Genomic DNA, 14,848 nt, shown 5'->3' with positions numbered 1-14,848 from the left:
AAAAAAAAGCCACAGGCTTTTAGGGCCTGTGGCTTAAACTCCTCCCTTAAGGTGGTATTAGCCACCAGACCCTAACTTTACACAAAAATAAAAAAAGTAGTAAAAGGAAAAAAGAAAGGGAAAATTTCTTGATTGCATAAACTCTAAATGCCCTATATAGCTCCTCAAAGTCAAGAGAAATATTCATTTTTGAGGTAGAAATTATGGACAAACTGGTAATAGAAGGCGGATATCCTTTAAAAGGTGAAATCACCATAAGTGGTGCTAAAAATGCGGCTTTACCCATTTTAATGGCTTCATTAATGGTGGAAAAGGGGTGTACTTTTTTTAATGTACCTCAATTAAGAGATATTAGGACCACTCTAAATCTCCTTGAACATCTGGGATGTGAAGTAGAAAAAAAGGAAAAAAGTATAAGAATAACTCCTCACGCCTTAAAGCCTGAAGCTCCTTATGATCTGGTGCGCACCATGCGAGCCTCTATTTTGTGTTTGGGTCCTCTTTTAGCTGTCTTAGGCGAGGCAAAGGTGGCTTTGCCTGGAGGATGTGCCATTGGAGCCAGACCAGTGGATTTACACTTAAAAGGCTTAGAAAAAATGGGAGCTTCTTTTACCCTGGAAGAAGGTTATATCCTGGGAAGATGTAAAAAATTGCAAGGCGCCCATATTTACTTTGATTTTCCCACAGTAGGAGGAACTGAAAATTTACTCATGGCTGCTGTTTTAGCAGAAGGTGAAACTATTTTAGAAAATGCAGCCAGAGAGCCAGAGGTAGTAGATCTGGCTAATTTTTTGATTCATTGCGGAGCTGATATTAAAGGGCATGGAACAAGTATTATTAAGGTTAGAGGCGTTAAAAATTTAAAGGCCAAAGAATATAAAATAATGTCTGATCGCATAGAAGCTGGCACCTATATGGTAGCTGCAGCCATTACTCAAGGAGAATTAATCTTAAATCAATGTCCTATTCACAGCTTAGATGCAGTAATGAGTAAATTAACAGATATGGGAGTAGGATTTGAAATTTTAGACCAGGACAAAGTAAAGGTGAAACCTTTTCAAGAAATTAAAAGCGTGGATGTCATTACTGCCCCTTATCCTGGCTTTCCTACAGACATGCAGGCTCAAATCATGGCCTTGATGTGTTTGGCCCAGGGTGCTGGTACTATTAAAGAAACTATTTTTGAAAATAGATTTATGCATGTTTTGGAGTTGGTACGCCTGGGAGCAGATATCAGATTAAGCAAGGATACAGCTTTTATTAGAGGGGTAAAAGCCCTAAAAGGAGCTCCAGTAATGGCTTCAGACCTTAGGGCTAGCGCTTCTTTGGTACTGGCAGGTTTAGCAGCAAAGGGAAAAACAGAAGTAAGGCGAGTTTACCATTTAGATCGGGGATATGAAAATATGGAAGTTAAATTAAATCAGGTAGGTGCAAAAATAAAACGAATTAAAGAATAATTTTTTAAAAAAAATGAAAAAATAACTTGCCAGGATAAATAAAAAATGTAAGTAAATAAATCTGCTTTCGTTGATGTTTTTTAGAATTCAGTAGGTGAGTTCCCAACGGAAGGTATTAACATTTTATTTTTTGGAGTTTTTATGTTTACGAATTTGTATGTAGGAAATTTACCTTGGGGAACCACAGAGCAAGAACTTATGAATCTTTTTTCTCAGTACGGAGAAGTATCTTCTGTAAAAATTATTACAGATAGAGAAACTGGAAGATCTAGAGGTTTTGGTTTTGTGGAAATGGAAAGTGGTGCAGAAGATGCTTTAAAGCTTGACGGTACAGAACTGGAAGGTCGAGGTTTAAAAGTAAATCACGCCCGTCCTAAAAAATATTAGAAAATAATTAAAACTGGACGATAAAAAAACCCGCTTTCTAGCGGGTTTTTTATTTTTTTCATTTCTATGAAATTAGACATTTTTGTAATATCTAACCTTAAAAATAATCTAAAAAAAAGCTTGCCAGGATTTTTAAAAAGTGTAAGGAGAAAATTACCTTTCGTTGAGGTTTTTTAAACTCAGTGGGTGAGTTTGCGGCGAAAGGCGGGTTAACTTTTTAGTTTTTTTGGAGTTTTGTTTTATGTCTGCTAATTTGTATGTTGGGAATTTACCTTGGAGGACCACAGAGCAAGAACTTATGGATCTTTTTTCTCAGTACGGAGAGGTTTCTTCTGTCAAGATTATTACAGATAGAGAAACCGGAAGATCCAGAGGTTTTGGTTTTGTGGAAATGGAAAGTGGTGCAGAAGATGCTTTAAAGCTTGACGGCACAGAACTGGGTGGCCGTAATTTAAAGGTAAACCACGCTCGTCCTAAGAAATACTAGGCTAAATAAGAACCTACTAAAAATCAAAAGCCCGCTTTTTAGCGGGCTTTTTTATTTCTCTATGCTTTTGCCAGCTAGCAGCTATTTGTCTAAAATACGCTTGCAGCTTCTAATCTTCAATTCTTTTAGAATAAGAACTTCATAGTTTACTTTTGTAAGTAAGCGCTCTTCTTCACCTTCTAAAGTTTTGTTAAAAAAATGAGTTTCTTCCCAAAAGTCTAAAAGTTCTTCATCTCCTAAGGCTTTGATTTGTTCTTCCAGGGTAAATTCTTGCTCTTCAGGTAAAAAACTACCCATTTAGCATCTCCTCCTTCAAATTTCTTCCTTTATACAGATGGAGGAAAGGTTTGACAACTCTTTATTTTCGGTTAAAAAATTAGGAAAAAAGTTAACAGGTCTAAAAGGCCAAGGAGAGAATGAAAATGAGTTCAAAAGAACAGCAGCAAGAAAAAGAAATATTGCAGCTAGTTACTTTTCATTTAGGAGAAGAAGAATTTGGAATTGATATCTTGAAAGTTCAGGAAATTATCAGGATGTTAACCATCACCAAAGTACCCAATGCTCCTAATTTTGTAGAAGGAGTAATTAATTTAAGGGGTAGAGTTATTCCTGTTCTTGATTTACGCAAAAGGTTTAATTTACCTATAAAAGATAAGGATAAGCACACTAGAATAATTGTAATTGAAATAAATGATATGACAGTAGGTTTTATTGTAGATTCAGTATCTGAAGTCTTGAGAATATCTAAAGATACAGTAGAAGCTCCTCCTCCTGTTGTAGCTGGAGTAGAATCAGAATATATAAAAGGTGTGGGAAAACTTAACGATAGATTATTGATACTTTTAGATTTAGATAAGTTGTTAAGTAAGCAAGAAAAAGAAGAATTATCTCAGGTATAAGAAAACCATAAAAGTATATTTATTAAAGCCGCTCTTTAAAGGGCGGCTTTAATATTTTATAATTTTTTTCTATGAATATAAAAGAAATTTTATCTAAAAAAGACACTATCATAGCTTCAACAGGTAAAGCATCCCAGATAAGAATAGCAAGTGAATTTATCCTTAAAAAAAAGAAAGATGTTTTTTTCATTATAGATGATACAGATAATTATAGTGAGTATTTTGAATTAAGCCAATTATTTTTAGACAAAGAAAAAATTTTTTGTTTTCCTAGCTTTTTAACTCAAAAAGAGGATACAAATTTTTTCTCTGAATGTATAAAAGGTCTATATTTTTTACTAAATAATTATCCCAAGCTTGTTTTTATCCCTTTATCCACTTTTTTACTAAGATTTCCTCCTCTGGAGTCTTTAAATAATTATATTTTTGACATTCAAGTGGGGGATGAACTGGATTTAGATTTTTTTCTTCAATGGCTGATTGATAAAGGATATACTAGAGTAAAGCAAGTAACTGCTAAGGGAGAATTTGCCTTAAAGGGAGATATTCTGGATATTTATAGTCAGAATTATGTTTATCCGCTGCGTATAGAATTATTTGGCGATAATGTGGAACAAATTCGCTTTTTTGAACCCTTAATGCAAACTTCCATAAAATTTTCTTCATCAGCTGAAATTATTCCCTTTGCCCGATTTTCTTCTCAAGCAAATTCTAAATTAGTGCATTTAAAGAAAACAGGTGAATTAACTTCCCTGGAAGAAGGAAAAGGTTTTTGGGGGTTATGTTTTGAAAATTCTCAATCTCTTCTGTCTTATTCTCAGAACAAAATTTTATTTATCCCCCAATCAGAATCCTTTTCTTTTAATTTAAAAGAAAAACAGGAAGAGGTTAATAGTTTTTGTCAGAATAAAAAATTGCCATATATTTATATTTTTTTTCAATCTGCAGAATTAAAGAATGTTTTAACAAATGAAAATAAATTATTTTTTCCTTATCTTCATACAGAAAAGAAATATGACTTTAAATTAAGAGAAGAAAAATTTTCCACTTATGAAGATATCTTTTGGAAACCAGAAGAAAAAATCAGACCTATAAAAGCCTTAAAGGAAAAAATTCTTCAGTGGTCTAATGAATATAGACAAATTATATTTTCCTTTAAAAGTGAATCTGCAATAAAAAAGTTTTTAAAAATTTTTAGCTCAGAACAAATAAAAATAAAAGATAAATACAATTTGGATGAAAAAGGAATATTTGTAGTTAAATCTAATATAAAATCAGGGTATGCTTTATCCTGGGATAATTTATTAATTTTAAGCGAAAACATATTACTGCCAAGCAAAAGTGTAAAAATTAAAAATTTTAAAGGCCTTAAAAATTACGATAAGTTAGAAGAAAATGATTTAATTGTACATAGAGACTATGGGTTAGGTCTTTTTAAAGGATTACAAACTTTAAAAATAGATAACCGTATAAAAGAATTTTTACTTCTTATTTATGCCAATGAAGATAAACTTTATCTGCCTGTTGAAAAGATAAATTTAATTCAAAAATATAAAGGTCCAGAAGGCTCTAGTCCTGCTTTAGATAAGCTGGGTAGCAGTAACTGGCAAAAAAGTAAAAACAGAGTGCAGAAGGAAGTTGCCAAGATAGCAAAAGATCTGGTTGAAATGTATGCTTATAGAAAAGTTATAAAAAAATTTAGATATGCTCCTTTAGATGCGGATTATTATGAATTTGAAGCTAGCTTTGGATTTGAAGAAACCCCGGATCAAGCCAGAGCCATAGAAGAAGTTTTAAAGGATATGGATAAAGATACTCCTATGGATAGATTAGTTTGTGGAGATGTGGGATTTGGGAAAACAGAAGTAGCCATGCGAGCAGCTTTTAGAGCCGTTCAAAATGGATATCAAGTTTGTTTACTTTGTCCTACTACTGTTTTAGCTGAGCAACATTATCAAAATTTTAAAAAAAGAATGGAACCCTTTGGGGTTTCCGTGGAGATGCTAAGTCGCTTTGTCAAGCCAAGTAAACAGAAAAAAATATTGGAACAAACAAAAGTTGGCAAAGTGGATATTCTTATTGGAACGCATCGTTTACTTTCCAAGGATGTGATAATCCCCAGATTGTCTTTATTGATTTTAGATGAAGAGCAGCGTTTTGGAGTTCGGCATAAGGATAAATTAAAACAGATAAAAAAAGAAATAGATGTATTAACTCTAACTGCCACTCCCATACCTAGAACCTTACAACTTTCTTTATCTGGAATTAGAGAGCTAAGCGTAATTGAAACTCCTCCACCAGAAAGAAAACCAGTTAAAACTCAACTTTTAGAGCGCAATAAGAAAGTCTTAAAAAATATTCTTGAATTTGAACTTACCAGACAAGGCCAGATTTTCTGGGTTTATAACCGGGTACGTGGTCTTAGTAGAGTAGCTGAAGAAATAAAAAAGTTGGTTCCTCAAGCAAGGGTAGAGATAGCCCATGGACAAATGTCAGAGAAAAAACTGGAAGAAGTAATGCACAGATTTTGGCAAAAGGACGTGGATATCCTGGTTTGTACTTCCATTATTGAGTCTGGTTTGGACTTTCCCAATGCCAATACCTTAGTGGTAGACAACGCTCACCTTTTTGGATTAGGACAGCTTTACCAGTTGAGAGGGAGAGTAGGGCGGTCAGAAAAACAGGCTTTTGCCTATTTTTTAGTTCCCAATTTACAAGTACTGCCTGCTAAAAGTAAAAAAAGATTGCAGGTTATTCTGGCCTTAGATTATTTGGGAGCAGGATTCCACTTGGCCATGGAGGATTTACGCCTTAGAGGAGCAGGTAATATTTTAGGAGAAGCCCAGAGTGGTAATATAGGCAAAGTGGGATTGGATTTATTTTTAGAAATGTTAAATGATGAAGTAAAGCGTCTAAAAGGAGAAAAGATAACCGAGAAAGTAGATCCAGAGATAGAAGTAAATGTACCTGCTTACATACCTAACAATTATATAGAAGATGAAAAAGAAAGGTTACATTATTATCAACGACTAGTTAGCAATAACATGGTAAAAGATGATGTGTTAACAGAAATCAAAGATAAATTTGGAGATTTTCCTGAAGAATTTTCTAACTTTATCACTCTTATAAACCTAAAGAATACTGCAAGAAAATTAAAGATAAAAAAGATAAATATCAAAAATACAGAATGCTTGATCAAGTGGGATGAAAACAGCCTATCTTTTGATGTAAGTAAAATAATTGAATGGTTAAACAAAAATAGTCAATTTCAATTTTTACCTACAGGAGAAGTAAAAATTTTAAAAAATAAAGATATTACATCCTTAGAGTTTTTCTCTAAAAAAATAAAGGAGTTAGAAAAATATCTATTATGCTAAAAATAGTATTTACTTTGTTAATATTCATTGTTTCCTGTTCTTCTTCTTTTGAACCAGGCGTAGTTGCTATTATAAATGGCAATAAGATTTATTTGGAGGATTTAGAAAAAAAGTATGATTTTACCCATTTAGAATATGCAGATAACTTTTCAACTTTAAATAAAATCAAAGACGAGTATAAAAAAGAGCTATTAAATTTATTTTTTTATGAGCTAGTAAAAGAAGAATTAAAAAATAAAAACATGTTAGTTACAAAAGAAGAAGTAAAAAAAGAAGAAGAAAAAATAAGATCTGATTATCCACCAGGAGAATTTGAAAAAATATTAGTAGAAGAATACATTGATATAGATAGCTGGAGAGATTTTTTAAGAATGAAATTAACTATTGATAAATTTATAAATATTATTGTAAAACCTAAAATAAAAATAGATATAAAAGAGCTAGAAGCATATTATAAAAAAAATATTGAAGATTTTTATATCGGAGAAATGGTAAAATTTGTTTCCTTTTATTCTTTAGATAAAGATAAGTTAATAAATATTAAAAATAAAAAAATATCTATAGAAGAAGTAAAAAAAGTTTATCCAGGCGTGATAGTTAAAGAATATAATTTACCTTTGAACCAAATACCTCAATTTTGGCTTGATCTGATTAAGCCTACTTCAGAAGATAGTTTTAGTAATATAAAAAACGATAAAAAGGGATTTTATTTACTATTCATTGAGAAAAAAGAAAGTCCAAGATATTTAAAGCCAATTGAGGCTTACCCAATTATAGAAAGAAATATAATTCAACAAAAAATAAATAACTTTTTACAAGATTGGTTTATAGATAAGTTGAAAGAATCTGATATTAAAATAAGTTCTGTATTAATAAAGGAGAAATAAATAATGAAAAAACAGTTTGTTCTGTGCCTGTTAATCTTTACAATTTTCTCTTCTTATTCTTTTGCTATGGAGACAGTTGATAGGATAGTAGCAACTGTGGATGGAGAAATAATAACTTTATTTGATTTAAATAATAGGATTAAGCCTTTTTTAGAAAATTTTAAAGGCAAGCAGCTAACAGATAAAGATAAAATAGCTATTTATGAGTTAAAGAAGAAAATTTTGAATGATATGATTAACGACATTTTAATAAAAAAATTTGCATCTAAGTATGAAATAGAAATTTCTAAACTAGAAGTAGAAAATTATATTAACGAGTTGAGAAAAAAAGTGGATTATCCATGGAAGAATTTAAAAAGGAACTTAAAAAAGAAGGTATTACCTATGAGCAATTTTATAAAAAAGTAGAATTTAATATGCTAAAACATAGAGTTTTGGGAGCTATGGTTAAAAGAAAAGTAGTTGTTACTGACAAAGAAATAGAAGACTACTATAATAAGCATAAAAATAAGTATAAAGAAGAAGAAACAGTACATTTAAGAGCTTTAGTATCTGCTACAGAAAAAGAGGCTAAAGAAGTATATGAAAAGATTTTAAATAATCAAATCTCTTTTCTTGAAGCTGTGCAAAAATATTCTGTTGGTCCAAACATAACTGAAGGAGGAGATCTGGGAGAAGTAGCTTGGAGCAACTTAAACGAGGACTGGAAAGAATTTGTAGTTAATTTAAAAGAGGGAGAAATAAGTAGACCTTTTTATTTTAATAAAAAGTGGATTATTTTACAGTTAGTAAGTAAAAAAAGCGGAAGTACTAAAAGTTTAGAAAAAGTAAAAGCAGAGATTAGAGAAAAAATATATGAAAAGAAATTTGAAGAAATATATTCTTCTTTTATAAATGACCTTAGGAAAAAGGCTGTAATAGAAGTAAACCTTTAACAGGAAGGCTTGGGGATATGACTTTAAAAGAAATAGGTCAAATACTACAAGAAGCAAGACAAAGTAAAAATTTGGACTTAAAGGATATCCATGATAATATTAAAGTAAGTATTTATATTTTAAAGGCTATAGAAGAAGGAAATGAAAATATTTTACCTCACCCTGTATATACAAAAAGCTTTATCCAGTCCTATGCCAGATTTTTAGGCCTAGATTGGAAAAAAATAGGTGAGGAGTATGCCTCTATTTATGAACTAAATAATAAAATAGAAGATATTGATAGTCTGCCCACTACAGTAAAACAGGAACGTAAAAATTTTTGGCTAATAGCAATTATTGTTTTAATTTTATTATTCATTTTAGTATTGGGAATAAAAAGTTTGATAAAGAATAGTTCAGATAAAGAAATAGAACAATCATCTTTATCACAACAAGAAACTTTGAGTCAAAACACTAATGTAGTTAAAGGAAGTAATATTGTTAGCAAAAATAATTCCATACAAGAATTAAAAAGGGAAGATAATAAAGATAATAATGAAAAAGAAGAAAAAAATATTATAGCTCAAAATAAAAATAATACTTCAGTTAATTCTTCTATTGTACTTCCTAAATTAGAAGATAATAATAGTTCTCTTATTTCTCCCAAACATTCTTTAGAGATAATTTCTACAGACAAATGCTGGGTATTGGCAAAAGTGGATGATGAAAACAGAGAAGTATTTTTATATCCAGGTGAAAAGATAGTTTTAAATTATAATTCCTTTTTAGAAGTAAAATTAGGTAATGCTGGTGGAGTAAAATTAATCTTGGATGGGAAAGAGTATCCCTTAGAGGCAGAAGCAGGGCAAGTTAAAACTTTAAAATTTACTGCTGAATAGCACCACTTTATGGATTATATAGAAAATTTTATTATTTTAAAAAAGGGAAAGTTTAGAGAATATGATTTATGGTTAAAAGTATTTTCACCTAATAAAGGTTTGCAGACATACTTTGCTTTTGGAGGATTGAAAAGCAAACGTAGATTTTGTGGTTGCTTGGATATTTTAAATATACTTTGTGGTAAAATAGAAAACAAAAAAAAAGGGTATTATATATTACAAGAAGCTAGCTTAATAGAAAATTTTTCTTTAATTAAACAAGATAAAAAAAAAATAGGGGTTGTTGTTAATAGTTTAAATTTTTTAGAAAAAATAAGAATTTCTCAAGAAGAGTTTAAGCAAGTATATCTGTTTTTAAAAGATTTTTTATATTCTATTGAAGAAACAGAAGATATAAGTTTTTTTCCTTTACTTTTCAAAACTTGTTTAATATTTAATCTTGGCTATTTGCCTCTCTTTGATAGTTGTCTTAAATGCAAAAGAAATATTATGTGGGAAAAAGAGACTTTTTTTTCTTTTAAAGATGGTGGATTTTTTTGTATGTATTGTAAAAAAGATAATTTTATTAGAGTGCCCATTGCAACCTTAAAAACACTTAAAACTATAGCTTTTTCTACTCCTAAAGACTGGATAAAGTGGAATTTAGATGTAAATTTAAAACATACCTGTTATGAAATAGTAAATAATTTTTCCCAATATCATTTACAACTAGCAATTTAACTTAGTAGGAGAGTTAGTATGAATTTTCAGAAAGTTATTTTGACTTTACAAAAATACTGGTCTGATACAGGGTGTTTAATTCAACAACCCTATGATGTGGAAGTTGGAGCAGGTACTTTTAATCCAGCTACTTTTTTACGCGTTATAGGTCCAGAGCCCTGGAGAGTAGCTTATGTGGAGCCTTCTAGAAGGCCTACTGATGGTCGCTATGGTGAAAATCCCAATAGACTCCAGCATTATTATCAATTTCAGGTTATTTTAAAACCCTCTCCCAAAGATGTGATAGATTTATATTTAAACAGCCTCAAAGCTTTAGGAATAGATCCCAGCGAACATGACATTCGTTTTGTAGAAGATGACTGGGAATCTCCCACTTTAGGAGCCTGGGGGCTAGGCTGGGAAGTATGGCTAGACGGCATGGAAATAACCCAGTTTACCTATTTTCAGCAGGTAGGAGGAATAGATTTAGATCCCATTAGTGTGGAAATCACCTATGGCCTGGAAAGAATATCTATGTATTTACAAGAAAAAGAATCAGTATATGAGCTTAAATGGAATGATAAAGTTACTTATGGCGATGTACATTTACAGGGAGAGATAGAACATTCTCGCTACAATTTTGAATATAGTAATGTAGATATGCTTTTTAGTTTTTTTGATGCCTGTGAAAAAGAGTGTTTAAATTTATGTGAGAATAATTTACTTTGGCCAGCTTATGATTATTGCTTAAAATGTTCCCATTTGTTTAACCTATTAGAAGCCAGAGGAGCTATTTCTATTACAGAAAGAACTACCTTTATTGCTAGAGTAAGAAAACTGGCTTCTAAAATAGCTAGATTATATGCCAAACAAAGAGAAGATTTGGGTTATCCTTTGTTAAATAAGTAGGAGGTTATAATGGCTCATTTTATTTTAGAAATTGGAATAGAAGAAATGCCTGCTCGTTTTTTAAATTCATTACAGCAGGAAATAATAGATTTGTTTAATAAAAATTTAAAAGAAAAAAGATAAATTTCTCTTCTGTACAGTCTTATGCTTCTCCCAGACGTATAATTGTAGAAATTGAGGATTTAGCCCTTGTTCAAGACAAGGAAGTGGTGGAAATTATTGGTCCTCCTCTAAAAATTGCCAAAACCACAGAAGGAGGACTAACCAAGGCTGGAGAAGGTTTTGCAAAATCTCAAGGAGTTAGACCTGAAGATTTGTATGAAGTGGATACGCCCAGAGGGAAATATATTGCTGTAAAAAAAGAAACAGGGGGAGAAAAGACCTCTCAAATTTTAAGCCAGATCTGTCCTCAAATTATCTCTTCCCTTTCTTTTCCTAAAAAAATGCGCTGGGCAGACAGTTTTGCCTTTGGCCGTCCTATTCGCTGGTTGTTGGCCCTATTAGAAAAGGAAATAATTTCTTTTGAGTTAGCAGATTTACAAAGTAGTAACCTTACTTTTGGACACAGGGTAATGGGCAGTGGACCTTTTACAGTGGAAAGCTCCAGAAAATTTAAAGAAATCTTACAACAACAGGGAAAAGTAATTTTTGATGCTCAGGAACGAGTTAAAATTATCCAAGAGCAAGCCAACAAATTGGCTGCTCAGGTAGGTGGCTCTATTGTCTGGAAAGATAGCTTACTGGAAGAGGTGAGTTTTTTAACTGAATATCCCAAACCTGTCTTGGGAAAATTTGAAGATAAGTTTTTGGACTTACCTGAAGAAGTACTATTAACCAGTATGGAAACCCATCAAAAAAGCTTTGGAGTAAAAGATAAAAAAGGGAAATTATTACCTTATTTTTTGACAGTAATAAACCTGGAACCTAAAAATCTATCCATAGTACAAAAGGGCTGGGAAAGGGTTCTCAAAGCCAGATTAGAAGATGCCAAGTTTTTTTGGCAGGTAGATTTAAAGAGTTCTTTTTCTATTTGGCTAGAAAAATTAAATAAAGTTACCTTCTTAGAACCATTGGGGTATATGGGAGATAAAGTTAAAAGATTGGAAAGGTTAGCTAGCTGGATAGGAGAAAAGCTTATCCCTGAAAATAAAGAAGATTTGAAAAGAGCAGCCCTTTTATGCAAATGTGATTTGGTTTCAGAAATGGTAGGGGAGTTTCCTGAATTAGAAGGCATTATGGGAGGTATATATGCTCGTAAAAAAGGAGAAAAGGAATTTGTAGCAACATCCATTTATGAACATTACCTACCCAAAGGACAAAAAGGACTACCTTCAAGTAAAGGCGGAGCCCTTTTAAGCCTTATAGACAAAATGGATAATTTGGTAGGATGTTTTGGATTAAAGATTATACCTACAGGTGCCTCTGACCCCTATGGACTTAGAAGGGCAGCTCTGGGAATAATCCAGTTGATTTTACATTTTCAGTTAAGGATTTCTCTTACAGAGTTAATGGAAGAAGTCTATAGACAATATCAGGAGCAAGGCATAAAGTTCAAAGTTTCCCAAAAAGAACTTTTTGCTTCCTTGGAAGAATTTCTAGGGCAAAGGTTAAAATATTTCTGGCAGGATAAGGGCTATGCCACCAGAATAGTAGAAGCTACCTTAGGTGCTGGTTTTGATGATATTTATAATGCTTTTTTACGACTTGAGGCCTTAAAAGAATTTTCCCAGGAAGAATATTTTGAACCAGCAGTGCTTACCTTTAAAAGAGTGGCCAACATCATTCAAAAACAGGCAGGTACAGATGAATTCTTCTCTGAAATAAAAGAAGAATTTTTACAGGAAAAAGAGGAAAAAGAACTATTTTCCAAAATCAAAACCATAGGGACTGACTTAGACGAGGCTTTAAGTAAGGAAAATTATAAGTATATCTTTGGTTTATTGTTAGAAATTAAACCTTTTATTGATAGTTTTTTTGATAAGGTTATGGTAATGGTAGAAGACGAAAATCTACGAAAAAATCGCTTGACCCTTTTGCAATATCTTACTAATAGGCTGAGGGTTGTGGCTGATTTTGCAGCCCTGCAGGTATAATTTATTGGTTAAGCCAGCAAAAAAGGTTAATAAAAATTTAATAAAACTAGAGAAAATTTAAGGAGGGTGTAAACTTGGCTAATCACAAGTCTGCAATCAAGAGGCACAGACAGAGTCTTAAAAGAAGAGCTAGAAACAAGGCTGTGAAGACTAGGGTAAAAAATGTTATAAAAGAAGTTCGCTTAGTTGTTGCTGAAAATAACAAAGAGCAGGCAGAGCAGATCTTACGCACTGCAACTTCTGTAATTGATAAAGCTGCCAAAAAAGGGGTTCTTCATTGGAAGAATGCTGCTCGCAAGGTTTCTAAGCTACGCAAATTAGTGAATAGCTTGGGCTAAGCTCAAATTTTAATAAATTGTTTTTAAGCCTATCCTTAAGCAAAATAAGGATAGGCTTTTTTATTTGCTTTTAACTGTAGAAAAGGTTAAGAATTAGCAACAGAAGATTAAACCAGCCCATCTAAAAATATTGAAATTAAAGATGAAAAAAAAGTTTTTTCTCCCTTTGCCTTACCTGTTTACTTCTTTGCCTTAACCATTTTGCTGGGTACAGTCTTACTTCATCAGCCCTTTAGCCTAAAGGGTACATCCATATCCTGGCTGGATGCTTTATTTACAGCTACCTCTGCTACCTGTGTAACAGGTCTAATTGTAGTGGATACAGGGTCTTTTTTTTCTCCCATTGGTCAAAGTATTATTCTGGTACTTATCCAGCTTGGCGGTTTAGGTATTATGAGTTATACCAGTTTGGTATTTTATCTCTGGAGAAAAAAAATTTCTATTACTGATAGAATTGCTGTAGGACAGTCTCTCTTACACGATCCCACTTTCCACTTAGGCTCTTTTTTAATAAAAATGTTAAATTTTACTTTAGCTATTGAATTTAGTGGGGCTTTTATTTTGTATCTTTTAGAACCTACAAAGTTTACTCCTTTTTCTGCCTTATTTCATTCAATTTCTGCTTTTTGTAATGCTGGATTTTCTTTATTTTCTTCTAGTTTGATGGAATATAGTTCCAATATACCTATAAATTTAGTGTTTATGATTTTAATTATTTTGGGTGGATTGGGTTTTGCTGTAATTTTAGAACTATACGAAAAGAGAATAAAAAAAGTAAATTTAAAAAAAGATAAGCTAAGCTGGCATACTAATACAGTCTTAGAAACAACATTTTGGTTAATAGTAGTTGGTTCAATTCTAATTTTTATAGCTGAGTTCTTTGCCCACTCAGACTCTAATTTTGATTTTACGAAAGGAATAATTAGCTCTATTTTTCAATCCATTACGTGTAGAACCGCTGGATTTAATAGCGTTGATATCAGTAAAATGACCAATTTATCTTTATTTATTATGATTTTTCTTATGTTTATTGGTGGTTCTCCTGGATCTTGTGCTGGGGGTATTAAAACCACGACTTTTCGTACTTTAATTGCTTTTGGTTGGTCTAATCTTATTGGCAGAAAACAATGTGTAATTGGCAAATACGCCCTGGAAGAAAAAAGTTTAAATAAGGCTTTAACCTTAATTATTTTTGCTTTATCTATTGTTTTTTTAGCTACTGCTATTTTACTTGCCACTGAAGGGGGAGATATGCCCCATCACTTAAGTAAGGGAAGGTTTATAGAAATTCTCTTTGAAGTGGTTTCAGCTTTTGGTACTGTAGGACTCTCCACCGGACTTACGCCTAATTTAACTCCTTTTGGAAAAAGTATAATCATTTTACTTATGTTTATAGGTAGGTTAGGTCCTATTTTGTTTTTAACTCTTTTGCAAAGCTGGCAAACCCAGGAGAGGTTTAAATGGCCAGAAAATAGTTTACTCATAGGTTAGGAGGAAAATAA

The 14,848-nt window shown here is 31.9% G+C and carries 15 protein-coding genes; 14 read left to right on the top strand and 1 reads right to left on the bottom strand.

All coding sequences use genetic code 11. The features are described from left to right. Window positions 1–203: 203 nt before the first annotated feature. The 3 genes from murA to ACZ42F_RS03805 all read left to right on the top strand — a co-directional run bounded on the left by murA (window position 204) and on the right by ACZ42F_RS03805 (window position 2,331). Entirely contained in the window at window positions 204–1,457 is a 1,254-nt protein-coding gene (murA, locus tag ACZ42F_RS03815; RefSeq protein WP_029969697.1) for a UDP-N-acetylglucosamine 1-carboxyvinyltransferase, read from the top strand. Between the two features lie 141 nt (window positions 1,458–1,598). Continuing rightward, the gene (locus tag ACZ42F_RS03810; RefSeq protein ID WP_464279810.1) at window positions 1,599–1,844 is read left to right on the top strand and encodes an RNA recognition motif domain-containing protein; all 246 of its coding nucleotides are present in this window, start codon (window positions 1,599–1,601) and stop codon (window positions 1,842–1,844) included. 241 nt (window positions 1,845–2,085) lie between these two features. Beyond that, window positions 2,086–2,331: an RNA recognition motif domain-containing protein gene (locus ACZ42F_RS03805; protein WP_464279809.1), complete on the top strand. Its 246-nt coding sequence runs from the start codon at window positions 2,086–2,088 to the stop codon at window positions 2,329–2,331. Window positions 2,332–2,412: 81 nt separating this feature from the next. Here ACZ42F_RS03805 and ACZ42F_RS03800 read toward each other — a convergent pair whose 3' ends face one another. Further along, window positions 2,413–2,628, bottom strand: coding sequence for a hypothetical protein (locus ACZ42F_RS03800; protein WP_029969371.1), 216 nt, complete (start codon window positions 2,626–2,628; stop codon window positions 2,413–2,415). Between the two features lie 125 nt (window positions 2,629–2,753). Between ACZ42F_RS03800 and ACZ42F_RS03795 the strand changes: the two genes are divergently transcribed. From ACZ42F_RS03795 to ACZ42F_RS03745, 11 genes are all read left to right on the top strand, one after another. Then, the gene (locus tag ACZ42F_RS03795) at window positions 2,754–3,230 is read left to right on the top strand and encodes a chemotaxis protein CheW (protein ID WP_029969373.1); all 477 of its coding nucleotides are present in this window, start codon (window positions 2,754–2,756) and stop codon (window positions 3,228–3,230) included. Window positions 3,231–3,301: 71 nt separating this feature from the next. Beyond that, window positions 3,302–6,607, top strand: coding sequence for a transcription-repair coupling factor (gene mfd, locus ACZ42F_RS03790; protein ID WP_464279808.1), 3,306 nt, complete (start codon window positions 3,302–3,304; stop codon window positions 6,605–6,607). After that, complete coding sequence (locus ACZ42F_RS03785; protein ID WP_464279807.1) at window positions 6,601–7,494, top strand: hypothetical protein; 894 nt, start codon at window positions 6,601–6,603, stop codon at window positions 7,492–7,494. The genes mfd and ACZ42F_RS03785 overlap by 7 nt, the downstream gene beginning before the upstream one ends. Before the next feature lie 3 nt (window positions 7,495–7,497). After that, the gene (locus ACZ42F_RS03780) at window positions 7,498–7,902 is read left to right on the top strand and encodes a SurA N-terminal domain-containing protein (RefSeq protein ID WP_464279806.1); all 405 of its coding nucleotides are present in this window, start codon (window positions 7,498–7,500) and stop codon (window positions 7,900–7,902) included. Beyond that, complete coding sequence (locus tag ACZ42F_RS03775) at window positions 7,836–8,429, top strand: peptidylprolyl isomerase (protein WP_464279805.1); 594 nt, start codon at window positions 7,836–7,838, stop codon at window positions 8,427–8,429. The genes ACZ42F_RS03780 and ACZ42F_RS03775 overlap by 67 nt, the downstream gene beginning before the upstream one ends. A gap of 17 nt (window positions 8,430–8,446) precedes the next feature. After that, window positions 8,447–9,307 carry a helix-turn-helix domain-containing protein gene (locus tag ACZ42F_RS03770; protein ID WP_029969381.1) on the top strand — a complete coding sequence of 287 codons (861 nt, stop codon included), beginning with the start codon at window positions 8,447–8,449 and terminating at the stop codon, window positions 9,305–9,307. A 9-nt stretch (window positions 9,308–9,316) separates the two neighbouring features. Continuing rightward, window positions 9,317–10,027: a DNA repair protein RecO gene (gene recO / locus ACZ42F_RS03765; protein ID WP_464279804.1), complete on the top strand. Its 711-nt coding sequence runs from the start codon at window positions 9,317–9,319 to the stop codon at window positions 10,025–10,027. Between the two features lie 18 nt (window positions 10,028–10,045). Then, window positions 10,046–10,915: a glycine--tRNA ligase subunit alpha gene (gene glyQ / locus ACZ42F_RS03760; protein WP_464279803.1), complete on the top strand. Its 870-nt coding sequence runs from the start codon at window positions 10,046–10,048 to the stop codon at window positions 10,913–10,915. A 119-nt stretch (window positions 10,916–11,034) separates the two neighbouring features. After that, window positions 11,035–13,008 carry a glycine--tRNA ligase subunit beta gene (glyS, locus tag ACZ42F_RS03755; protein WP_464280188.1) on the top strand — a complete coding sequence of 658 codons (1,974 nt, stop codon included), beginning with the start codon at window positions 11,035–11,037 and terminating at the stop codon, window positions 13,006–13,008. Window positions 13,009–13,082: 74 nt separating this feature from the next. Continuing rightward, window positions 13,083–13,346: a 30S ribosomal protein S20 gene (gene rpsT, locus ACZ42F_RS03750; protein WP_029969391.1), complete on the top strand. Its 264-nt coding sequence runs from the start codon at window positions 13,083–13,085 to the stop codon at window positions 13,344–13,346. A gap of 201 nt (window positions 13,347–13,547) precedes the next feature. Continuing rightward, entirely contained in the window at window positions 13,548–14,837 is a 1,290-nt protein-coding gene (locus ACZ42F_RS03745; protein ID WP_464279802.1) for a TrkH family potassium uptake protein, read from the top strand. The last annotated feature ends 11 nt before the right edge of the window (window positions 14,838–14,848 follow it).

This window comes from Desulfonauticus autotrophicus (assembly GCF_055381725.1).
Note: the sequence above shows the minus strand (reverse complement) of the source record. Positions and strands in the feature narration are given on the sequence as shown.